Origin of the sequence: Phnomibacter sp. (genome assembly GCF_036803085.1) — a bacterium.
Lineage (GTDB): Bacteria > Bacteroidota > Bacteroidia > Chitinophagales > Chitinophagaceae > Phnomibacter.
The window spans coordinates 195688-217506 of the sequence record NZ_DAIRUZ010000009.1; the positions used below are offsets into that span (position 1 = coordinate 195688).

Genomic DNA, 21819 nt, shown 5'->3' on the forward strand with positions numbered 1-21819 from the left:
AGCGACTTTTTTTGTAAGAAAGAAACAACGATTAGTTGTTGAAGATGTAACGGATGCCGAGTTGAATTTGGTATACATCGTCGATAGTGCTCGACTTGATGAAAGGATCTTGCAGCAATACAGTGGTACCATTTACAACCTGAGTAGCCAGGCGGTAGATAGGTGCACCAGCTGCAGTGCGACCACGGTAGTTGAGCGGCTGAGAAGTGGTGCTCAGGTTACCTACACCCCAGTCTTTGTTCAGTATGTTGCCTGCATTCAGGATGTCCATACGGAAACGGAAGGTGTTGGCTTTTTTGCTCTTACCAATTTTTACAATCAGGTCTTGCTCTACGCTAAAGTCGAAACGAGTGAGCCAAGGCAATTCAGCACCGTTGCGTTCTGCATAACCACCTCTGCGTTCGCTCAGGTAAGGATGCTTATTGATGTAAGCATCATAAGCAGCCTGCTGCTGTGCAGCGGTAAAGGTAGAAGAACCACTGGTGTATGTCTGGAAGGTCATTTCGCTGGCAGCCTTCGGAACATAAATCAGGTCGTTGATTTGACCGTCGCCGTTCATGTCGTTGCTGGCTGTATAGCTGAGCTTAAAGCCGCTGGCACTTACCATACCCAAGGTAATGGTGGTAGCACCGGCAATGCCTTTGCCATACATGAGGCGATAGCTGATGTTGCCCACAATGCGGTGACGCAGGTCGTTATCGCTAAAGCTGTTGCGCAGGTAGTTTACACCATAAATAGTAGGAACGTTAGCATTTACAGTGCTGGCTACAAATGAGATGTCTTTGGCTACACCGTAAGTATAACCGAGTAATCCACCCCAGTTTTTGGTGATGGGCTTTTCCAACTTAGCAGTAAGAGAGTAGTTGTACCCTTTATTGTTGTTGGTGAGCATAAACAAGTTGCCAATCTGAGGATTCACAAAACGGGCGTTAGAAGCTGCAGCACCACTGAGGTCCAGTGCAGGATAAATCATACGACGATCAGAACCATCTGCAAAGCTGCCGTTAGAGGCACGCATGTTCAGGTCTACATAGTTCAGCGCATTCAGGTTCTTGTTGTAAATGGCTTCAACAGTAGCAATTACACCGCCAAAAGGAAGACGCTGGTCGATGGCCAGGTTGGTACGCCATACCTGAGGGAACTTCAGGTTAGGATCGGTATAGTTTACGTTGTAAGCGGGCAGTGCTGCAATGTTGGTAGTTGCAGGTGTATAGCGGGTAGGATCGAGGGTAAACGGATAGTTGTTGGCGGCAGAACCGGTGAGGTTGAGGCGACCAATGTTTACACCGTTGTTGCCCAGTTGGTTGCTGATGAGTACATAAGGCATGCGGCTCAGGAAGATACCGGTACCACCACGTACTTGTGTTTTGCGGTTGCTGAATACATCCCAGTTGAAACCAACACGGGGAGAAGCATACAAGCGACCCTTAGGCATTTCACCGGTGTTTACTTTAGTGCCGGTACCATCAGGGTTTTGGAAAGTCAAACCACCTACTACAGGATTGGTGTAATCAGCCGCAGTGTTGGTTACGTTCAGGTAATCCAAACGTAAGCCAAATGTGAGGCGCAGGTTGTTGGTGGCTTTAATTTCATCCTGAGCGTATACACTGTAAGTCTGTGTTTTAAACGTTTGCCAAGGCAGCTTACCATCAGGCAGCAGCGTATAGGCATAGTTGAAACGGTTGAGCGTAACAGGAGAAGTAGTCAGGTTAGGGTTGTTCTTATAAGCAAGAGCGGCTGTTTTGAAATCGTCAATGCTGTTGAACGTCCATACACCGTTAGAAGCGTAGAAGAACAGGTTGTTCGACTTGAACGCTTCGAAAGAAGCACCTACGGTAATGGTATGCTTACCACGCAGGAAGGTGAGGTTATTGGTGATGTTAAACGTAGCGTAATCCAAACGGTTGTTGGGTGTAAAAGGATCCATACCCAGGCTGGTATAAGTGCTACCATCTTTCAAAATGTCGATGGTGGGGAACACACCGGCTGTTTTATAGCTGCGGTCTTCAATTTGCTTGTTGTAAGTAACCAGGAACTGGTTAGATACTTTGTTCTTCAGGTTGCTGTTCAATTCAGCTACAATAGAACGGGTATTGTCCTGAATACCATAACCGGTATTTTGACCAGACAAAGCCAGCGCCAGGTTTTGGCGGTTACCGTTACCGGCAGTGTTGCCAGAGTTACTGTTGCTCACAATTACATCACTCTCACTGTCGTGGTGAGAATAGCGAACGGTCAGCTTGTGACGGTCATTGATGTTCCAGTCTACACGGGCCAGCATTTTATTACTGTTCGACTCGTTGTTGAAGTTGTCGATAGCACCGAGGTCGTAGCTGAAGTTGTCCATCATAAACTTCTTCAAGTCTTCCAGATCGGCAGCAGTGGTACGGCTTACACCACCGGTTACACCGGGGCGGTTGGCCTGCCAGTCGAGGGCAGGGCGGGTACCTTTGGTAAATTCACCGTTGATGAAGAAGAACAATTTGTTTTTGATAATGGGGCCACCAAAACGGAAACCATTGGTTTCTACGCTAAAAGGAGTGGCAGGCACTTTGTTTTTACCAGCTTCGGTACCGGCCAGGTCGCGGTTGTTCCAAAAGCGGAACACAGAACCAGAAAAGTCGTTGGTACCACTGCGGGTTACGGCGTTCAGCGCAGCTCCGGCAAAGCCGCTCTGGCGAATGTCGAAAGGTGCAATGTTGATTTGAATTTCTTCGAGGGCATCCAAAGAGATGGCGCCAGAACCGGTACGGCCACCAGCTTGTGCCTGACTACCCAAACCAAAACCGTTGTTGAACACAGAACCATCAATGGTAAAGTTGTTCAGGCGGCTGTCTTGGCCACCAAAAGAACGACCATTGCTGTACGCATTGTACTTGGTAATGTCGTTTACGGTACGGCCAATGGTAGGGGTGCGGTTGAGGGCTTCGCGGCCAATGGTAGCAGAGGCACCGGTAGCTTTTGAGTTCATGATAGAACTGCGGTTGGCTACAACAGTGGCGGTTTGCAATTGGCTGTCGTTGGTACTCAACACCACATCCACGTTGGCGGTGTTACCCAGCGGAGCAAACACGTCATTTTCTACACGCTCCTGATAGCCGGTGTACGAAATGGTGATGCGATAAGGACCACCTACCCGTACAGCTGGCAGTGTAAACTGGCCACCCTTGCCGGTAGTGGTTACATAGCGGGTACCCGATGGTACGTGTACCGCAGTGATGGTAGCACCTTCCAGTGCTTCCTTAACAGGACCTTTTACCATACCTGTAATGGCACTGGTGGTTACCTGGCTAATGGCCATCAAACAAAAAAGGCTTGCCATGGCAGCAAGCAGCAATCTTTTTCCCATAAATGTTTAGTTTTTTGTTGTTCCGAAAAACGCTGCAAAAGTACTGGACACACAAATATGTTAAAAGAATAATAAGGAACCAACAAAATGGCCGTCTAAGCATAGAGCTTCGCAAAAAAGCAGAGGATTTCTTAGTTATAACCAAATGGAATAAAGCATTCGTTTGATGAAACGCAAAAGGCAAAACCATTGCATAACTGAACACATATTAATAAATTGTTACCCGAGTGTGGATGGCTGCTCAGCTAAAACACTTGTTGAAGAAAGCAGCACAGAGATTTTTCCACGCATTATCCTCAACTTCCCTACTTTTGCCGTCCTTTCACAAAACGGCAGGCATGGTGGCCTGTTGGTGAACTTGAAATAAACCGCTGCGCTTCTCCCGCAGCACCTTATTTTAAACCAACCAAAGGGTATAAAAAGTATTAGTCATGAAACGTACATTCCAACCGCACAACCGTCGTCGCAAAAGCGTACATGGTTTCCGTAAGCGTATGCAAACCGCCAACGGTCGTAAAGTGCTGGCCAGCCGCCGTGCCAAAGGTCGTCATAAGCTGACTGTAAGCGACGAACGCAAACTGAAGTAATCCGCTGCCCCGCTGGGGGTACGCCGACAAACGCATATAGCCCTCCCGAAACGGAGGGCTTTTTTGTGCCCATGCCCCGCGGCTGTATCTTTCAGCCGTGCGTATTGTTTTATTCAGTTGTTTGTTGTGGTTGGGGGCTGCGGCCCAGCCCCGTACCGATTCGTTGCTGCACCACCTGTTGCTGGCCAATCCCGCACAGCCACTGCAGCAGGTATTGGCCAATCCGGCCGAATACCGCTGCCAAATCATTTACACTCAAATCAACCGCGACGCTCAAAACCAGCCCCGCTTTACCCATTATTATTTCAACTACGATCCTCAGCTATACTTCAACCCGGCCAGTATGGTAAAAATGCCGCTGGCTTTTTTGTCGTTGGAAAAACTGAACGACCTGAACATTCCCGGTCTTTCGGCGCAAACGCATATGCGAATTGATAGCAGCCAACCCTGGCAGCGGCCCTTTTACAAAGACACAACAGCCACTGATGGATGGCCCAGCATTGCCCATTTTATCAAAAAGGTGTTTCTCATTAGCGACAACGATGCTTACAACCGCCTGTACCAATGGGTGGGCCAGCAGCGCATTCACCAGCAGTTGCGGGCCAAGGGCTATCCCACGGCGGTCATTTCCCGCCAATTTCTGGGCCTTACCCAAGAGCAAAACCGCCATACCAATCCGGTAAGTTTTTTCGATGCCAAAGGCAAACGATTGTATAGCCAGCCTGCACAATACAACCCCGATACTTTCGATTTCAGCCGTAAGATTTTGATTGGCAAAGCTCATCTGAATAAATACGACAGCCTGGTAAACGAGCCTTTCGATTTTAGCTGGCACAACAATATTTCGCTGAAAGATTTTCAGCAAATGCTGCAATCAGTGATGTTTCCGCAGTCGGTACCAACGAGTCAACGCTTTCGGCTTAAGCCGGCCGACTATACCTTTTTACGCACCTGGCTGTCGGCCTACCCCAGCGAAACCGACAATCCCAAATACGACACCGCAACGTACTACGAAAACTATGTGAAGTTTTTCTTTTACGACGGCAGCCACCGAATGCCGCCCGGTGTACGGGTGTTCAACAAAGTGGGCTGGGCCTATGGCTTTCTCACCGATGTGTCTTACGTGGCCGACTTCAACCACAAGGTGGAGTATATGCTGAGTGCTACCATTTATGTAAACAAAGACGGTGTGCTCAACGATGACAAATACGACATCGAAGATATTGGCCATCCGTTTTTGTATCAACTCGGGCAAACCATTTACCAATACGAATTGCAACGCCCCCGCAAGCAGCAGCCCAATTTGGATGCGTTTAAACTGACCTACGGTACCCGCAATGCCAACGATAGCCGGCCGGCCATCAAAATAGCGGACAATTAAGGGCTACCTTTGCGCCGCAATCATTATGAGTACTTCGGCTGTAAAAAATACATTGGGTAAAAAAGAAAAGCTGAAAAGCCGCAAGCAGATCGACAGCTTGTTTGCTAACGCACAGGCATTTACGGCGTTTCCGGTGAAAGTGATTTTTACCATTGCAGACAGCAGTACAGATGCAGCTGCTGTGCAAATAGGTGTAACGGCCAGTGCCCGCAACTTTAAGCATGCTGCCGACCGCAACCGCATTAAGCGATTGCTGCGGGAAGCGTACCGCTTGCAAAAGCATGAGTTGATAGCTACTGCCACCGCCAAGAGCAAAAAGGTTTCCGTATTTTTTTTATACCTCGATAAGCAAATGCCTACGTATGATTTGCTGTACGATAAAATGCGCTACTGCCTCAAAAGACTGCGCAAAAAACTGGAAGAAGAACAAAGCACTGATGTGCCAACAAACGAAACCAAATAAGTGGTATGAAGAGTTGTTGTAAAGAAGCGATGGGTGATGCACCGGTGCAAAAAACCGCCTGGTGGAAAACCGTGCTGGCATTTCCATTTATTGTGCTCATTCGTTTATATCAATTGGTCATCAGCCCATGGCTGGGGCCAAAATGCAGGTACACACCCACCTGTAGTCAGTACGCTTTGGAGGCGTTTAAAAAATTCGGTCCGTTCAAAGGATTTTGGTTGTCGCTCAAGCGGGTGAGCAGTTGCCATCCTTGGGGTGGCAGTGGCTACGATCCGGTACCGTGAGTGATGTTGCCAACACCTAACTTTACCCAGTTCATGAGTGCACATCATTTCAACACATCATTATTGCCGCAGTTGCAGCAGGGCCAGCACAAAGCGGTGGCCCGTTGTATATCGTTGGTAGAAAATGATGTGCCCGGCACAGCTGAATTTTTGGAAGCATTGCCAGCATCGGCTACACCCGTTATCGGCATTACCGGTCCGCCGGGTGCTGGTAAAAGCACACTGGTAGATGGCCTCATCCACCATTGGGTAACGGGTGGCAAAAAAGTAGGCGTACTCTGTGTCGATCCATCTTCGCCTTTTAACCTGGGTGCTTTGCTGGGCGATCGCATCCGCATGAGTGAATGGTACAATCATCCGCAGGTATTTATTCGGTCGCTGGCCAGCCGCGGTTCGCTGGGCGGTCTGCATCCGCACATTGTAGAAATTACAGATGTCATGAAAGCCGCAGGCTTCGACTATGTGCTGGTAGAAACAGTGGGTGTGGGCCAAAGCGAAGTGGAAATAGCGGGCCTGGCTGATTGTACCGTGGTAGTGGTAGTGCCCGAAGCCGGCGATGAAATTCAAACCATGAAAGCCGGCCTGATGGAAATAGCGGATGTGTTTGTGGTCAACAAAGCCGACCGCCCCGATGCGGATATGTTTGTAAAAAACCTGCGCCAAATGCTGGCCCCGGCCTTTATGACCAGGCAGCATGAAATAGCGGTAGTAAAAACCATCGCCCAGCAACGGGAAGGTATTGATGCGCTGACTATAGCCATAACGAATGTGCTACAATTAGGCGCCACCAACGAACGCCGCAGCTGGCTGCTGGCCGAAAAAGCATGGCACCTGATACAGCAGCAACGCATGAAAAACTTGAGCAAGGCGCAACTAAAACAAGCCATTGCCGAAAGCCTGCACAGCGAGTTTAATTTGTATCAATTTGTACGGCAGTACGTGCAGGCATAAACATTCCGTTGCTATCAATTGTATTCACAATAACCAAAACATAAACACAACATGGATTATACTCAATTGCCCAAAGTAGCCAAATGCGAACCCACCGCTGTACAAGTGGAAGCCGGTAAAACCTATGCCTGGTGTACCTGCGGCCTCAGCGAAAAGCAACCGCTTTGCGATGGTGGCCACAAAGCCTGCTGGACGGAAGACGCCAACGGCGAATTGCAAAAGCATTTTGTAAGCCTGAAGTTTACTGCCGAAAAAACAGAAGAAATATGGCTGTGTAATTGCAAGCAAACCAAAAATCCGCCTTTCTGCGATGGCAGCCACAAGCATGTAAAAGCCTGATGAAATTTTTCAGCAATAAAAAAGAGGAACTGGTTGCAGTTCCTCTTTTTGTTTCGGTATACATGCCAATTACAAAATCCTCAGCTTGGCATAGTTCAGCATGATTTTCTTTTCACCATTCTGATCAAACTTCACGGTGGCAATGGGGTTGTGTGCCGCCCCTTCCATTTTGATGACCACGCCAAAACCAAACTTCTGGTGCTCTACTTTATCGCCTTCTTTAAGGCCGCTGGTATCGCTGGCTACAAAGTCGGAGGATGGTGTATGCTCCACCACTTTGGGTGGTTGTGCTGGTCCAACGTAGCTTGGCTTTGTGCTGGCGGCTTGCTTGCCCGGAGGCGCTCCGTAACGACGCTCTGCAGCAGCGGCACTGTTGCTGCCGCCACGGCCGCCACCATGCAATCGTTCAAAGGCACTGGCACCACCAAAGCCCATGCCGCCCTGATTGCGCAGGCCACCACCGGCCATAGTACGATCGGCATATTGGCCGGGTACTTCTTCCAAAAAGCGGCTAGGCTCATTGGCCACCACCTGTCCAAATTTGTAGCGGCTTTGCGCATACGTGAGCCACAGTTTTTTCTTGGCCCTGGTTACGGCTACATAAAACAACCGACGTTCTTCTTCCAGCTCTTCTCTGGTATTGATGCTCATGCCGCTGGGAAACAAGGTTTCTTCCATGCCGCCCACAAACACACAGGGAAACTCCAGCCCCTTTGATGCGTGGATGGTCATGAGCTTTACGACGTCGGCATTTTCATCATCGTTTTTATCGGCATCGGTCAGCAAGGTTATTTGTTGCAGGTAGGTACCCAATGATGCGGTAGCAGCTGCATCTTTTGCAGGGCTGTTGCTATCAGGGGTTGATGCCATTTCGAACAAAGTGCCGCCAGAAGTGGTAGCTGCTGTAGTGTCACGTTCTGGTATTGGTGCAGTCTCTGGTGCCACATAACCTGCGGTTGGTTGGGTAATGCTGTCTTCAATCAGCGTACCGTCTTCATCAATCATGCTGCGGTTTTCGGCATCGTCTACCCATTCTTTAATAGAGTTGAGCAACTCCTGAATGTTTTCGTAGCGGGCCAAACCTTCGGCACTTTTATCGTTGAAGAGTTCTTTTACCAAACCTGTGTGTTTGCCCACCTGAAAGGCTACTTCATACGCATTGCTGGTTTTGAGCATGCTCTGGAAATACTTGATCATTTGCACAAAAGCTTGCATGCTCTCGAGGCTGCCACCACGAATGCCTACGTTTTGCGCCTGCTCCAGCACCTGCCACATCTGCATGTTTTTTTCATTGGCCACAATCACCAGTTTTTCAATGCTGGTTTTGCCAATGCCCCTTGCCGGGTAGTTGATGATGCGCTTCAATGCTTCTTCATCACGGGTGTTCACTATCACCCGCAGGTAGGCAATAAAATCCCTGATTTCTTTGCGCTGATAAAAACTGATGCCACCATAAATGCGGTACGGAATATTGGAACGACGCAGGCATTCTTCATAAGCCCGGCTTTGCGCATTGGTACGGTACAAAATGGCAAAATCGCCATTGCTGAAATGATTGCGCAGTTTGTTTTCCTGAATGGCATCGGCCACATACCGGCCTTCATCGTTGTCGCTAATGACCCGCACAATTTTCACTTTGTCGCCGGCTTCGGCTTCGGTCCACAGCTCTTTGGGTAATTGGTTCTTGTTGTTTTTGATGACCTCGTTGGCAATGTTCAAAATGGTGCCGGTGCTGCGGTAGTTGCGTTCCAGCTTCACCACTTTTACATCTTCGTAATCTTTTTGAAACTGCAATATGTTTTCGATGGTAGCACCACGGAAGCTGTAAATACTTTGTGCATCATCGCCCACCACGCAAAGGTTTTCGTGGGCTGCGGCCAACAGTTTGGTTATCTGGTACTGAGTGGTGTTGGTATCCTGATACTCATCCACCATCACGTATTTGAATTTGTGCTGGTACTTATGGAGCACCGGCGGAAAATCCCGCAGCAGTTCATACATCTTCAGCAGCAGGTCGTCAAAATCCATGGCGCCGTTTTTAAAACAGCGTTTGCAATAGGCATCATAAATGCGGCCGATAGCAGGGCGGTTTTGGCGGGCATCTTCTGCCTGTATGTGGCTGTCGCTCAGGTATTCCTCCGGGGTAATGAGGGCGTTTTTAGCAGCGCTGATGCGGTTGCCCACCACGTTGGGCTTGTATGTTTTATCATCAAGGTTCAGTTCTTGCACCACGGTTTTAATAACGCCGCGGCTATCGTCGGTATCGTAAATGGTAAAGTTGCTGGGGTAGCCCAGGTGTTGTGCTTCGCCACGCAGTATGCGGGCAAACACACTGTGAAATGTACCGATGTACAAATTGCGGGCTTCGCCATTACCCAGTATTTTCTGTATCCGTTCTTTCATTTCGGCGGCGGCCTTGTTGGTAAACGTAAGGGCCAAAATGTTGAACGCATCTACCCCGTGATGCCCCATGAGGTAGGCAATGCGGGTGGTGAGTACTTTGGTTTTGCCACTGCCTGCGCCAGCCACAATCATCAGCGGTCCGTCTTTGTGCGTTACTGCTTCCCGCTGCTGCTCATTCAATCCTGCTAAAATATCCTGCATAAGGGGTGCAATTTACACTGCCTGCATGGGCCCTGCCAGCGGGTGGATAATTTTTTACGCCAAAGGCACGACTGGCATAAAAAAGCTTTCTTTGGTGCATGTCTGCTGTTGATAAACAATACCGCTGGTTTAAAGTAGCCGAAAGTACCGCCGAGTTGTTCAATACCGGCCGCAGCCTGGTGCAGGTATCGGTGGCTGGCAAAGACATTTGCATAACCCGCCACCAGCAAGCATTGTATGGCTGTGCTGCCAAATGCCCGCATGCCAGTGGCCGCATGGCCGATGGCTGGGTAGATGCGCTGGGCAATGTGGTGTGCCCGCTGCACCGCTACAAGTTTTCGCTGAGCACGGGCCGCAATACCAGTGGCGAAGGTTATTTTTTGCGCACCTACCCCGTAAAAGAAACCGATGATGGTTTGTTTGTAGGCATTGAAGTAGTGCTGTAATCGTTGCATTCTGTGCTACCTTTCTACCATGCTGCGTATAGTTTTCTTTTTGTTGGCTAGTGGTGTGGCATCTGTGTCGCTATCTCAAACAGATACAGGTTACTCCCGCCAATGCTCGGCCATTCGGGAAGTGATGTATTTGTTTACCCAACAACACATAACCGAACTGCTCGATACCAAACTGCGCAGCAGCAACGGCTACCAAACCAATGGTGTATGGACGTTTAGCCACGAACGCTACAGCACCCGCCTGCCCTGGGCCGATGCACAAACCACCGAAGTAGAACATGCTACTGATTGTAGAGATACGCTGCAAACAGACAGCTGGCAGTACATCGCCAACTTTGCACCACTAACAGATTTGCAAAATGCCAACCGCCAGATGAATCGGGTACTACAACAGATTAATGGTTGCGTGTTACCATTTTCCGACAGTGTGAGCATTGCACTGCTGCCGGTGGACCCTGCTGAATTGCCGCCCAACAAACCGGACAATCTCGTAGATGCTTTTTTGTTTGCACTGCCGCCCGTACCCCGCACTGCGTGGCAACTCAGCCTGATGATTGGGTTGGAAAAAATGCGTAACGGATACCGTACTGTGCTGATTGTGGAATGGATGGAAGAACTGCGCAAAGCCGCAGGGAAATAGGAAATCTATTGTTTTTTCATTAGCACATTTTCACATTAGCTAATTGGCACATTGTTCTTCGCTTTTGCCCTCCACGCCCACCAGCCGGCTACCGCCAGTAGTAGCAACACCACATATTGCACACTGGTAAACACCAGCCCTTTTACAAAGTACAAGGGTATGCTGGCAATGTTGGTAGCCATCCACCAGTACCAGCTTTCCACTTTCTTTTTGGCCATGAGCCACATGCCGGTAAATGCAGTGGCACTGGCAAAAGCATCAGCCCATGGAATGGCTTCTTTGGCAAACCACTGGCGCATCAGTAATATAAAACCGTAGAGAGCCAAATAGCAAACGGTGGCAAACAACAACTGCTGTTGCCACTCTTTGCGGCTGCTGAAACTCACATGCATTACGGGTTGCTGTTGCTGGTCTTTTTTGGCCCACAACCACCAGCCGTAAATGCTCATGACCGTGTAGTAAAAATTGACCACCGCTTCGCCGGGCAAGTGGTATTTGAAAGAGAGGTAAATGAAAATGATGGTGTTGACCAAACCCACCGGATACACAAGGATGTGCTCTTTGCGGGAAAAAAACACACTGGCTATACCGGCTATCACGGCCACAAATTCGAGGGGCGTGGTTTGCTGCAAACCGCTCCAGACTTGTTGAAATAGTTCCTGCATTCGGCACTTGTTGGGGCACAAATATGCTATCTTACTATTCCTTAAAAAAATGACTTCCCATGAAAAGAAATGCAACTGCCGTTTGGAACGGTTCTGGTAAAGAAGGCCATGGCCACCTCACTACACAAAGCACCGTGCTGCAACAAACGCAATATTCATTCAACAGCCGTTTTGCAGAAGGCGTAGGCACCAACCCCGAAGAGCTGGTCGCCGCTGCCCATGCGGGCTGCTTCACCATGAAGCTCAGCTTTGTGCTCGGTGGTATGGAACTAACGCCCGAATCGTTGGAAACGACCTGTACCATTACGCTGGATAATGGCACGATTACCAACAGCCACCTCGTTGTAACAGGCAAAGTGCCCGGAGCTATAGCAGAGCAGTTTGCTGCCGCCGTAAAAGATGCTGAAGCCAACTGCCCCATCTCGAAGTTGTATAACTGCAGCATTACTTCGGAAGCAACATTGGTATAAATTGTTAGCAACGCGGTGACACGAAGACGTGGAGTTTTTTGCTGACAGATTTTACCGCGGAGATGCGGTGGTCGCATCGATAAATACAAATGATGTATAGTCTGATTCTTCAATCTTCTTCGTGAGCTCTGTGCCCTCCGTGCGAAAAAAACGAAGGCAACCTCATTTTTCAAAACAACCCTTGCGTATGAAAAACATAGCACATGAAATAAAATGGGCCGTCATTTTTATAGTGGCTGGCATGGCATGGATGCTGCTGGAAAAACTAACCGGCCTGCACGACAAACACATCGACATGCATCCCATTGTTACCAACCTGTTTATGATTGTGGCCATTGCGGTGTATTGGTTTGCTTTGAGTGCCAAGCGTAAAGCCAATGGCGGCACCATCACGTTTAAAAAAGCTTTTGTCAGCGGTCTGCTGATGACCTTGTTTATTACAGTACTGACGCCGCTGTGGCAGTATGTGTCGGTAGAAATTATTTCGCCCGGCTATTTTAAAAACGTAACGGACTACAGTGTGGCGCAAAAACTAATGACAGCTGAAGAAGCTGCTGCGTATTTCAACCTGCGCAACTACATCATCAGTTCGCTGATGTTTGCACCAGTTACGGGAATTGTTACCTCGGCATTAATAGCGTTGATTGTCAGCCGCAAGAAATTGGTGTAATAGAGGTCAACGCAAAGGCGCGGAAGAACCAGTAATAGAAGCCAGCACTGTGGTTACATGCATGACAGTTACAATGACAAGGCTGTATGTCATTAGCATGTTAGCACATGAGCATTTTATCTTCCTTGCTTGCGGCGTTTGCGCATGATGATGATAACCACAATAAGTGTGATAAAGAGTAACACGATAAACGGCAACCAGGAGCCAACCTGATAACCGAACTTATACTCAGCACTGGTGGTATCTATCTGCAGCAGCAGCGAGGAGAAAGTAGATTGTAACATGGCACAAAAGTAAAAGTCCTGCGGCAAGTATAACTGCCACAGGACTTTTTATGTAACGCAACGTCCTCTGCGAGAGACGTTGCTGGAAAATACGAACTGTATTGCATTAGCTAATTAGCACATCATCCAATTAGCACATTGCTTATTCAGCATCTGCCACTACTTCTTGTACTTCAGGAATCATGCGCTTCATCATGCCTTCGATGCCGGCTTTGAGGGTAATCATGCTGCTGGGGCAACCGCTACAGCTGCCTTGCAGGGCCAGGTTTACCACGCCGTCGGTATAGCTTTTAAACTGGATGGCGCCACCGTCCATTTCTACAGCGGGCTTCACGTAGTTTTCCAGCAGTTCCTTGATGCGTTTTACCACGTCATCGTCATCGGCAGCCACGGTGTTGCTGGCTACTTTCTGGGCTTTGCTGGCGGCTAGTTCTTCTTCGTTTACCACCACACCGCCGTTTTCGAGGTATTCTTTCAAAAACTGCTTCACGGTAGGGATGACGTCCATCCACTCTTCCGTTTCGTTGGTTTTGGTGAGGGTAACGAAGTTGCTGGCGATGAAAACGCTTTTGATGAAAGGAAAGGTAAACAGCTCTTTGGCCAGGGGCGAAGGAGCGGCGCTGGCTTCATCAGGAAAATCGATGCTTTTGCCCGGGTACAGGAGTTTGTTGGCCACGAACTTCATGGTTTCGGGGTTGGGCGTCATTTCGGTATAAATGCTGATTACGGGATTGCCTGTCTGTATCATAATGAGGTCAAATTTCGAAGGTTTGGCGCAAATGGCCGAAAAATATACGGCGGTAAAGGTAAAACCCTGACCGGCTTGGGCGTGGTAAAGCTTGGTTAAGCTCCCCATTGCGGGGGCTTTTTTCCTGTTTTCGAAAAGAGGATGAAAGAAGATGCACGGCTGTGGTACTTACTTATCAGCATGATGCTGGCAACCAGGAAGTCCTCCTCGGGAGACGATGACCATTCACATCGTCCCCGACTCCTGTCGGGGATGCCGTGCTGCAGCGACAACTGTCGCTAAAAAACTGGATGTGCATGAATGCAGCTCAATAAGTCAGCTTCAACTGATTCCTCGCGGTTCTTCTTTTTTCTTGCTGCTTGTACACCCAGCTGCTGATGGCAGTGCCCATAATGGCGCCCATTACCACATCGCTGCTCCAGTGTTTTTGCTGCTGCATGCGGCTGATGCCCACAGCAGTAGCGGCACCAAAACTCAGTACGCCTACCCACCATTTCTTTTTGCTGTGCAAAAAAATCATGTTGGCCGTACTAAAAGCCATGGCCGTGTGGCCGCTGTAAAAGCTTTCGTTGCCCCAACCGTTGATGGGCCCGTACCAGCGAAAAGCACCACTGCCGGTTTCGGGGCGGGCACGGTGAAAAAGATTTTTGATCAAGAGTGTAACACCGCCGGTCATGGCTTGTGCCTGCAGGTTATCGAGGCCAAATTGCAGCAGGCCGGGTTGTTTGGCCACCGACCCCAGTAAAATGGCGCTGCCGCTAATGCCCAGCTGCACAGGCAATCCTCCGGCCAAATCGCCGGCTTTGCCAAAGTGTACAGCATCGGGGCCATTCCAGGTTTGCAGGGGTATATTAATGGGTTCATCCAAGGCAATCATAGAGCCTGCAAACACCAGTGAGCCACTGACAGTAATCCATTGCTCGGCGTTGTAGTGCAAGGGGCGTTTCAACAGGCCAATGCCATTGTACCAATACGATTGAATATAGTTGGCAGTGTCGCTTTTGCTGAGCTGTGCATGGGCAGTTTGCTGCCAGCCTAGCAGGGCCATGGGCCACAGCAGCCATTTGCTTAAGGGTGCTATCAGGTTGGTTGTAATCACGACCCAACTAATATACAGGCATACCTGCATACCGACCAAAAATTGCCACAGCTTAGGTACAAACGGTTGTAAACCGGGCATTTGAGCTACCTTTCCGGCTATGGCTATTCATGTACGCATTCATCCCGATAATCCGCAGCCCCGGTTGATAGCACAGGTGGTGGAGTGCCTGCTGCGGGATGGCGTTATTATTTATCCCACCGACACGGTGTATGCCATTGGCTGCAGCATGCACAGCCGGGAGGCACTCACCCGAATTGCCCGCATTAAAAACAGCGATCCGGCCAAGGCGCTGCTCAGTTTTGTGTGCCACGATTTGAGCGACCTGAGCAAGTATGCCCGCCAGTTGGATACGCCCACTTTCCGCTTGCTGAAGCAGCACCTGCCCGGTCCGTTTACGTTTATTTTGCCGGCCAGCAAAGAAGTGCCCAAAATGATGCAGAGCAAAAAATCGACTATCGGTTTGCGGGTGCCCGAAAACAACATTGCTCTCGCCATAGCCGAAGCATTGGGGCATCCTATTTTATCGGCCTCCGTACCGGCCGAGCTGCCCGAGGACCTGGCCGACCCCGACCTGATTTTGGAAAACTTTGAACGTTTGGTAGACATGGTAGTAGATGGCGGCATGGGTGAAATAGAACCATCAACCGTAGTAGATCTCACCTCCGACAGCCCCGTGGTAATACGGAAAGGAAAGGGCGATTGGGAAGAGTGAATGTAAACGGCAATAAGGAATAAGAAATAAAGAATAAGAAATAAGGAATGAGGAAGTGGTAAGGCGCCATCTAATTTTTACCAATCAACTTGTGAACTAGTGAACACGTTAACCTCCCAACCTCCAAAATGCACCTCGAACAATTTCGCCAATACTGCCTCTCGCTACCGGCTACAGAAGAAACCCTGCCATTTGATGAAGACACGCTGGTGTTTAAAGTAGCTGGCAAAATGTTTGCCCTCGCCAACATGACGGTGTTTGAAAGCATCAACCTGAAGTGCGACCCGGAGCAGGCCATTGAGTTGCGGGAACGATACGCCGCCGTACTGCCCGGCTACCACATGAACAAGCAACACTGGAACACGGTATTGATAGATGGCAGCATATCCAATCAGCTGCTGCTCCAATGGACCAAAGACTCCTACGATTTGGTGGTACAGTCGCTACCCAAAAAACTGCGGGCTATGCACGGCCTTTGAGAAAGTCAGCAACTTTCTTCCACAGGTTTCATCAGGAAATTCATGTTTTTGATTTCCCTTGAACTAGTCAAGTAGTGAACCCGTAAACTCTGAAACTTGTTCCATAGCTTTCCGCAAATTTTCACCAACCGTGATGAAGCGAAGCCTGCCTCTTTTTGTTCTGCTTTTGTGCAGCCTTTTTGCACAGGCACAAGCCGATAAAGTACGTCAATTGGTGCAGCAGCGCCAGCAGCAATTGTTGCAGGAGTACATGCAGTTTGTGGCCATTCCCAATGTGATGGGCGATAGCATCAACATTCACCGCAATGCGGCTTTCATCCAGCAAATGATGGAGCGGCGGGGCATTGCTACGCAAATTCTCACCTTGCCCATAAAAGGTGCCAGCCCGCTGGTAGTGGGCCAGGTAAAAGTGCCCGGTGCCACCACCACCATGGGTTTTTATGCGCATTACGATGGCCAGCCCGTGAACCCCGCCCAATGGGCCAAGGGTTTGTCGCCATTTACGCCACAGCTCACCACCGACCGCCTCGACCGTGGCGGCAGTTTTGTACCCGGCAATGCGGTGCCTGCGGTCATTCCAGAAAAAATGCGACTCTATGGCCGCGGCAGTGCCGATGATAAAGCGGGGGTGTTTGCCATCATTGCGGCCTACGAGTTGATGAAACAATCGGGTCAGCAACCCAAGGCAAATCTCACGTTCATTTTTGAAGGCGAAGAAGAAGTGGGCTCCATACACCTCGACGATTATTTTACCCAACACAAAGCTTTGCTGAAAGCCGACCTATGGATGATATGCGATGGTGCCCGCCATGTAACGGGTCGTAGGCAACTGGTGTTTGGGGTACGGGGCGATATAAACGCCGAACTGAAAGTGTACGCTTCAGCACGACCCTTGCACAGTGGCAACTATGGCAACTGGGCGCCGAATGCCGCCATGCGATTGGCGCAACTACTGGCCAGCATGAAAGATGACAAAGGCATGGTCACCATCCCCGGTTTTTATGACGATGTGCAGCCGCTAAGCAAAGCAGAAAAGGAAGCCATTGCACAAATACCCGATGTGGTGCCTACGCTGCAAACAGAATTGATGATGATTCATCCGGATGGCGATGGCCGCAATTTTCAGGAGTTGCTGAATATTCCTACGCTCAACATCAACGGTTTTGCGGCTATGAATGTGGGCAGCATGGCCAGCAACATCATTCCTGCCGAAGCCACGGCAGCATTGGATTTGCGCCTGGTAAAAGGGAATACGGTTGAAGGGCAATTCAACAAAGTAAAACGCTACATCGAAAGCAAGGGTTATACCATACTCGACCATGAGCCCACCGCAGAGGAGCGGAAAAAATATCCGCTGATTGCCAAACTAACGATGAACGATGGTGCGTACCCAGCACAGAAAACGCCGATGGATTTGCCCATTGCTCAACAGGTGATTGCGGCCATTCAATCTACCACAACAGATGCGGTGATTAAAATACCAACCGTGGGTGGAAGCCTGCCGCTCTACATGTTTGAAACCATTTTACAATCGCTGCCGGTGAGCATTGGCATTGTGAACTACGACAACAACCAGCATGCCGAAAACGAAAACCTGCAGATCAGTTTTTTGCTGGAAGGCATTGTAACCATGGCAGCTGTCATGGGTGTGCATTAATTGATAAATAACGATTGCTGATTTATGACAACAGAAATATATCCTGGTGCAGTAGCCAGCCATACGGCTGAAGAGTTGCAACAATTGTACGCACAGCAGCAGGCATTTTTTCAGTCGGGTGTAACCCGCAGCTATGGTTTTAGAAAAGCCCAGCTGGGCGTGTTGCGCAAAGCCATAGGCCGTTACGAGCAGCCTTTGCAGGAAGCACTGTACAAAGACCTGCGCAAAAATGAATTTGAAGCTTACGGTACCGAGCTCGGGCCTGCCTATAAAGAGCTCACACATACGCAACAACACCTGCGTGGTTGGATGCAGCCACGGCACCGCAGTACGCCGCTCATGTTTTTTCCTTCTACCAGCAAAGTGGTACCAGAGCCACGGGGTGTCAGCCTCATTATGGCGCCCTGGAACTATCCTTTTTTATTGCTGATACAACCCTTGATGGCCAGCATCGCCGCAGGCAATACCAGCATCCTCAAACCTTCAGAAGAAGCACCGCATGTAGCTGCTGTGCTGAAGCAAATGATTGAGGAAACCTTTGAACCGGATTACATCGCCATTGTTACCGGACCTGGCCATCAGGTAAGCGAGGAACTGATTGCCAAACATCACCTCGACCTCGTATTTTTTACCGGCAGTACTGCCGTAGGCAGAAAAATTATGCAGGCCGCTGCTACACAGCTTACGCCAGTAGTACTGGAGCTGGGTGGTAAAAGTCCATGCGTGGTAGCTGCCGATGCCAGTATTGATTACACGGCGAAAAAAATCATTTTCAGCCGCTTTCTCAATTGCGGGCAAACCTGTGTGGCTGCCGATTATGTGTTGGTTCATTATAGCGTAAAAGACAAACTGATAGCGGCATTGAAAAAACATTTGCTGCAGATGTATGGCGATGATCCGCAGCAAAGCCCCGACTTGGGACGCATCATCAATCTGCGTCAGTTCAACCGGCTGACGGGCTATTTATCGCAGGGCAATATTGTGCATGGCGGCCAGCACGATGCTGCAGATTTATTTATTGCACCTACCATCATCGATGATGTGGCAATGGATTCGCCCATTATGCAGGAAGAAATTTTCGGCCCCATTTTGCCCATCATTGGTTTTGATACACATGAAGAAGCCAAGGCCATCATTTCGAAAAACCCGTATCCGTTAGCGTTGTATGTGTATACCAACAGCAGCAGCACCGAACGCTATTTTATGGAAGGCATTCAGTTTGGTGGAGGCTGTGTGAACAATGGTGTTATTCACCTGGGCAATACCGACCTGCCCTTTACCGGTGTGGGTTTCAGCGGCATGGGCGGCTATCATGGCAAATATGGTTTCGATCAGTTTTCACATTTGAAAAGCATCATGCGCAGCCATCGCTTGGGCGATACACCACTCTGGTATGCGCCATACAAAAAATGGTATGTGCAGGTGTTGCGTAAACTGATGCGGTAACCGAATCTTTATTCATCTTCCTGCACAACAATACCTTTACCACATGACCAATAGCATTTTGCAGCCTGCAGCATTGCAGCAAATAGAACAGCGACTTGTAGCCCTGCAAGAAACCTCCGCAAGGCAGTGGGGCACCATGACCATTGCCGAAATGTGCTGGCACTGCCGGCAACAGCTGGAATTTGTGTTGCAACCAACTGATACCAAAGTACTGAATACCATGTTTCGGTATCAGCCTTTTACATGGCTGGCTATTTATGCTGTTCCTTGGCCCAAAGAATCGCCCACGGCACCCAGCCTCGATGTAAAAAAAGCAAAGCCCGAAGTGGGAACACTACCAGAAGAAAAAGCAAAACTGACAGATGCGCTGCAAGCTGTGTTGCAAAAAGAATATATCGAAGCTACGCATCCGCTGTTTGGCAAACTGGGCCGCAAAGACTGGGGCCGCCTCATTTGGAAACACCTCGATCATCATTTAAGACAATTCAGCTGCTGATATGGCAAGACCAACACACAATCCGGCTTTACCTTTTATCATCGACAACTGGAGCGGCAATCCGCTGAACGATAAACATCAGTACATCAATCTCGACGGGCCTTCGCAGCGCAACTATTGGGACGTACTGAAATGGCAGGCAGAAAAAAAACCATTGAAGCCGCTGAAAAAAAAGCAGCAGCATGGTATTGAGGTCATTCATCAGCCCAAGCTGACGAGCAATACCGACAATGGCATTACCTGGTTGGGTCACGCATCTTTTCTTATCAGTATCAATGGCAAGCAAATTATTACCGATCCCATATTGGGTAAGCTGCCCGTGGTAGTGCATCAGATAAAACGCTACACGTCGCTGCCCATGGATGCGGCCGATTTAAAACATATCGACTACATATTGCTGACGCACAATCACCGCGACCATTGTGACCAGCGCAGCCTACAAATACTCAGCAGCCTCAATCCCAAAGCCATTATTTTAACCGGCCTTGGACTGGCACCACTATTGCGATCGTGGAAAATCAGCAACCCCATTGTAGAAGCGGGTTGGTTTCAGCGCTACAATATCGAAGAAGATTTTTCGGTAACCTACTTGCCGGCCAAACACTGGAACCGCCGCGGCCTTACCGACCTCAACGAAATGCTGTGGGGCAGCATGATGCTCGAAAGCAGTGCCGGCAATATTTACTTTGGTTCCGATAGCGGATTGGGTATTCACTTTGAACAAATTGCCCAACTCTTTCCACGTATTGATTTTGCCATTATTGGCATTGGTGCGTACAAGCCCGAGTGGTTCATGCATCCATCGCATACCAGCCCGGCCGATGCACTGCAAGTGCTGCACACATTGGGTGCCCGCCAGCTTATACCCATGCACTACGGCACGTTTGATTTGAGCGATGAACCCATTTTTTACCCCAAGCAAGAAATGCTGCGCCTGCAGGAAACACACAACATTGACAATGTGCTACACCTGAGCATTGGCGGTAAGCATTATGTATAACGGATGGGTGTTGTAGCAGATGAAAAGAATCAATTACCCTGTTGTTGTACTTTTCTATTTGCTGATTTTTGATTAACTCTATTCCCCTCTTTTCCAATGCACTTTGCTGCCAAAGCCCAGGCTGTTGTCGGTCATTTTGAGGATATCGAGGCGAATGGTACGTACCGTGCCGGGCATGGCCAGCGCAAACGGATATTTTAGGTGGTACTGCTTGCCGGCATGTGCCGCCAGCGGGTCGTTTTCGGCCAGTAGTACGCCCGACCATTGAATGCCTTTTACCACCAGCTTCTGCAGTTTGTCGGGCAAAATGCTGCCCGCTGTTTGCTTCATGGCCTGCAGCCATTGCATGTGTTGGGTATCGGCGGAGGTTTTGAAGTAGAGCAGCGTTTGGCCGGCGTCGAAAGCGTAATAGCAACTAAAGCAATGCAATTGTTGATCGGCATTGGTGCAACAAACCGTGGCCACCGTTTGGGCTGCTACAAAGGCAGCAATATGTTCATGCGCATTCATCCTTGGCCAAAACTAACCCATTTCAAATACTTTTGCGGCGTTGCAGCGCCGGCACAGCCCGGCCATTGTTTGATTTTTAAGTGTTGATGTTATGTTACGTGTGACCAAAATTTTCCGGTTCGAAACTGCCCATGCCATTTTTGGCTACTGCGGAAGTTGTAAAAATATTCATGGCCATTCCTATGTGTTGCACGTAACGGTGCAGCAGGCCAACCCCAACGAAGGTTTTCTGGATGGTACCGGCTTTGTAATGGACTTCAAAGATTTGAAGCGCATTGTAAAAGCGCAGGTGGTAGATAAAATGGACCACTGCATTATATTAAGTGAAGCGTACCTGGCGCAAAACCCGCACCTGAGCAGCCTCGAAAACCTCGACATCTGGCCCATTGAACCCACCGCAGAAAACATTCTGCTGAAAGTAAAATCGGCCATTGAAGGCGCCATGCCACCCGAGGTAAAACTCTGCCGCCTCAAGTTGTACGAAACAGCCGACTCATACGCTGAGTGGGAAGCGTAATTTTCCTTGC

At 49.3% G+C, this 21819-nt stretch carries 24 protein-coding genes; 17 read left to right on the forward strand and 7 right to left on the reverse strand.

From position 1 onward, the window contains the following. Positions 1 to 31 precede the first annotated feature (31 nt). The gene (locus tag V7Q13_RS16225; protein ID WP_333801721.1) at positions 32 to 3349 is read right to left on the reverse strand and encodes a TonB-dependent receptor; all 3318 of its coding nucleotides are present in this window, start codon (positions 3347 to 3349) and stop codon (positions 32 to 34) included. A gap of 431 nt (positions 3350 to 3780) precedes the next feature. On the opposite strand from V7Q13_RS16225, the gene rpmH reads away from it, so the two are divergent. From rpmH to V7Q13_RS16255, 6 genes are all read left to right on the forward strand, one after another. Beyond that, a complete protein-coding gene (gene rpmH / locus V7Q13_RS16230) occupies positions 3781 to 3936 on the forward strand; it encodes a 50S ribosomal protein L34 (RefSeq protein ID WP_137261727.1) in 156 nt (51 codons plus the stop codon). A 97-nt stretch (positions 3937 to 4033) separates the two neighbouring features. Continuing rightward, on the forward strand, positions 4034 to 5317 hold the full coding sequence (locus V7Q13_RS16235) for a serine hydrolase (protein ID WP_333801722.1): 1284 nt from the start codon (positions 4034 to 4036) through the stop codon (positions 5315 to 5317). A gap of 25 nt (positions 5318 to 5342) precedes the next feature. Continuing rightward, on the forward strand, positions 5343 to 5780 hold the full coding sequence (gene rnpA, locus V7Q13_RS16240) for a ribonuclease P protein component (protein WP_333801723.1): 438 nt from the start codon (positions 5343 to 5345) through the stop codon (positions 5778 to 5780). 5 nt (positions 5781 to 5785) lie between these two features. Next, on the forward strand, positions 5786 to 6064 hold the full coding sequence (gene yidD, locus V7Q13_RS16245) for a membrane protein insertion efficiency factor YidD (protein WP_442958264.1): 279 nt from the start codon (positions 5786 to 5788) through the stop codon (positions 6062 to 6064). Between the two features lie 33 nt (positions 6065 to 6097). After that, complete coding sequence (meaB, locus tag V7Q13_RS16250; protein WP_333801724.1) at positions 6098 to 7015, forward strand: methylmalonyl Co-A mutase-associated GTPase MeaB; 918 nt, start codon at positions 6098 to 6100, stop codon at positions 7013 to 7015. 51 nt (positions 7016 to 7066) lie between these two features. Continuing rightward, positions 7067 to 7354, forward strand: a complete 288-nt coding sequence (locus V7Q13_RS16255; RefSeq protein WP_333801725.1) for a CDGSH iron-sulfur domain-containing protein — start codon at positions 7067 to 7069, stop codon at positions 7352 to 7354. Positions 7355 to 7423: 69 nt separating this feature from the next. Here the strand turns inward: V7Q13_RS16255 and V7Q13_RS16260 are convergent, their stop codons facing one another. Further along, positions 7424 to 9958, reverse strand: coding sequence for an ATP-dependent helicase (locus V7Q13_RS16260; RefSeq protein WP_333801726.1), 2535 nt, complete (start codon positions 9956 to 9958; stop codon positions 7424 to 7426). Positions 9959 to 10056: 98 nt separating this feature from the next. Here V7Q13_RS16260 and V7Q13_RS16265 point away from each other — a divergent pair, with 98 nt between their 5' ends. Next, positions 10057 to 10404 (forward strand): Rieske (2Fe-2S) protein, encoded by a 348-nt coding sequence (locus tag V7Q13_RS16265; RefSeq protein WP_333801727.1) that lies wholly within the window; start codon positions 10057 to 10059, stop codon positions 10402 to 10404. 28 nt (positions 10405 to 10432) lie between these two features. After that, positions 10433 to 11053: a hypothetical protein gene (locus tag V7Q13_RS16270; protein ID WP_333801728.1), complete on the forward strand. Its 621-nt coding sequence runs from the start codon at positions 10433 to 10435 to the stop codon at positions 11051 to 11053. A gap of 35 nt (positions 11054 to 11088) precedes the next feature. Here V7Q13_RS16270 and pnuC read toward each other — a convergent pair whose 3' ends face one another. Next, a complete protein-coding gene (pnuC, locus tag V7Q13_RS16275) occupies positions 11089 to 11718 on the reverse strand; it encodes a nicotinamide riboside transporter PnuC (protein WP_333801729.1) in 630 nt (209 codons plus the stop codon). A 59-nt stretch (positions 11719 to 11777) separates the two neighbouring features. Between pnuC and V7Q13_RS16280 the strand changes: the two genes are divergently transcribed. Beyond that, positions 11778 to 12188, forward strand: coding sequence for an OsmC family peroxiredoxin (locus V7Q13_RS16280; RefSeq protein WP_333801730.1), 411 nt, complete (start codon positions 11778 to 11780; stop codon positions 12186 to 12188). 187 nt (positions 12189 to 12375) lie between these two features. Further along, complete coding sequence (locus tag V7Q13_RS16285; protein ID WP_333801731.1) at positions 12376 to 12858, forward strand: DUF4199 domain-containing protein; 483 nt, start codon at positions 12376 to 12378, stop codon at positions 12856 to 12858. A gap of 116 nt (positions 12859 to 12974) precedes the next feature. Here the strand turns inward: V7Q13_RS16285 and V7Q13_RS16290 are convergent, their stop codons facing one another. The 3 genes from V7Q13_RS16290 to V7Q13_RS16300 form a co-directional block, all read right to left on the reverse strand. Next, a complete protein-coding gene (locus V7Q13_RS16290) occupies positions 12975 to 13142 on the reverse strand; it encodes a hypothetical protein (protein WP_333801732.1) in 168 nt (55 codons plus the stop codon). A gap of 142 nt (positions 13143 to 13284) precedes the next feature. Continuing rightward, the gene (locus V7Q13_RS16295; protein WP_157480804.1) at positions 13285 to 13890 is read right to left on the reverse strand and encodes a NifU family protein; all 606 of its coding nucleotides are present in this window, start codon (positions 13888 to 13890) and stop codon (positions 13285 to 13287) included. A 307-nt stretch (positions 13891 to 14197) separates the two neighbouring features. Then, complete coding sequence (locus V7Q13_RS16300; RefSeq protein ID WP_333801733.1) at positions 14198 to 14989, reverse strand: phosphatase PAP2 family protein; 792 nt, start codon at positions 14987 to 14989, stop codon at positions 14198 to 14200. 100 nt (positions 14990 to 15089) lie between these two features. Here V7Q13_RS16300 and V7Q13_RS16305 point away from each other — a divergent pair, with 100 nt between their 5' ends. The 6 genes from V7Q13_RS16305 to V7Q13_RS16330 all read left to right on the forward strand — a co-directional run bounded on the left by V7Q13_RS16305 (position 15090) and on the right by V7Q13_RS16330 (position 20782). Continuing rightward, positions 15090 to 15704, forward strand: coding sequence for an L-threonylcarbamoyladenylate synthase (locus V7Q13_RS16305; RefSeq protein ID WP_333801734.1), 615 nt, complete (start codon positions 15090 to 15092; stop codon positions 15702 to 15704). Between the two features lie 128 nt (positions 15705 to 15832). Further along, positions 15833 to 16183: an MmcQ/YjbR family DNA-binding protein gene (locus V7Q13_RS16310; RefSeq protein ID WP_157480304.1), complete on the forward strand. Its 351-nt coding sequence runs from the start codon at positions 15833 to 15835 to the stop codon at positions 16181 to 16183. Positions 16184 to 16316: 133 nt separating this feature from the next. Continuing rightward, positions 16317 to 17840, forward strand: a complete 1524-nt coding sequence (locus V7Q13_RS16315) for a M20/M25/M40 family metallo-hydrolase (RefSeq protein WP_333801735.1) — start codon at positions 16317 to 16319, stop codon at positions 17838 to 17840. A gap of 24 nt (positions 17841 to 17864) precedes the next feature. Beyond that, entirely contained in the window at positions 17865 to 19286 is a 1422-nt protein-coding gene (locus V7Q13_RS16320) for an aldehyde dehydrogenase (RefSeq protein WP_333801736.1), read from the forward strand. 43 nt (positions 19287 to 19329) lie between these two features. Further along, positions 19330 to 19782 (forward strand): DUF1569 domain-containing protein, encoded by a 453-nt coding sequence (locus tag V7Q13_RS16325; protein ID WP_333801737.1) that lies wholly within the window; start codon positions 19330 to 19332, stop codon positions 19780 to 19782. A gap of 1 nt (position 19783) precedes the next feature. Further along, positions 19784 to 20782: an MBL fold metallo-hydrolase gene (locus tag V7Q13_RS16330; protein ID WP_333801738.1), complete on the forward strand. Its 999-nt coding sequence runs from the start codon at positions 19784 to 19786 to the stop codon at positions 20780 to 20782. 78 nt (positions 20783 to 20860) lie between these two features. On the opposite strand, the gene V7Q13_RS16335 is transcribed toward V7Q13_RS16330, so the two are convergent. Beyond that, the gene (locus V7Q13_RS16335) at positions 20861 to 21292 is read right to left on the reverse strand and encodes a pyridoxamine 5'-phosphate oxidase family protein (RefSeq protein ID WP_333801739.1); all 432 of its coding nucleotides are present in this window, start codon (positions 21290 to 21292) and stop codon (positions 20861 to 20863) included. Between the two features lie 91 nt (positions 21293 to 21383). On the opposite strand from V7Q13_RS16335, the gene V7Q13_RS16340 reads away from it, so the two are divergent. Further along, the gene (locus V7Q13_RS16340; protein WP_333801740.1) at positions 21384 to 21809 is read left to right on the forward strand and encodes a 6-pyruvoyl trahydropterin synthase family protein; all 426 of its coding nucleotides are present in this window, start codon (positions 21384 to 21386) and stop codon (positions 21807 to 21809) included. Positions 21810 to 21819: the final 10 nt, after the last annotated feature.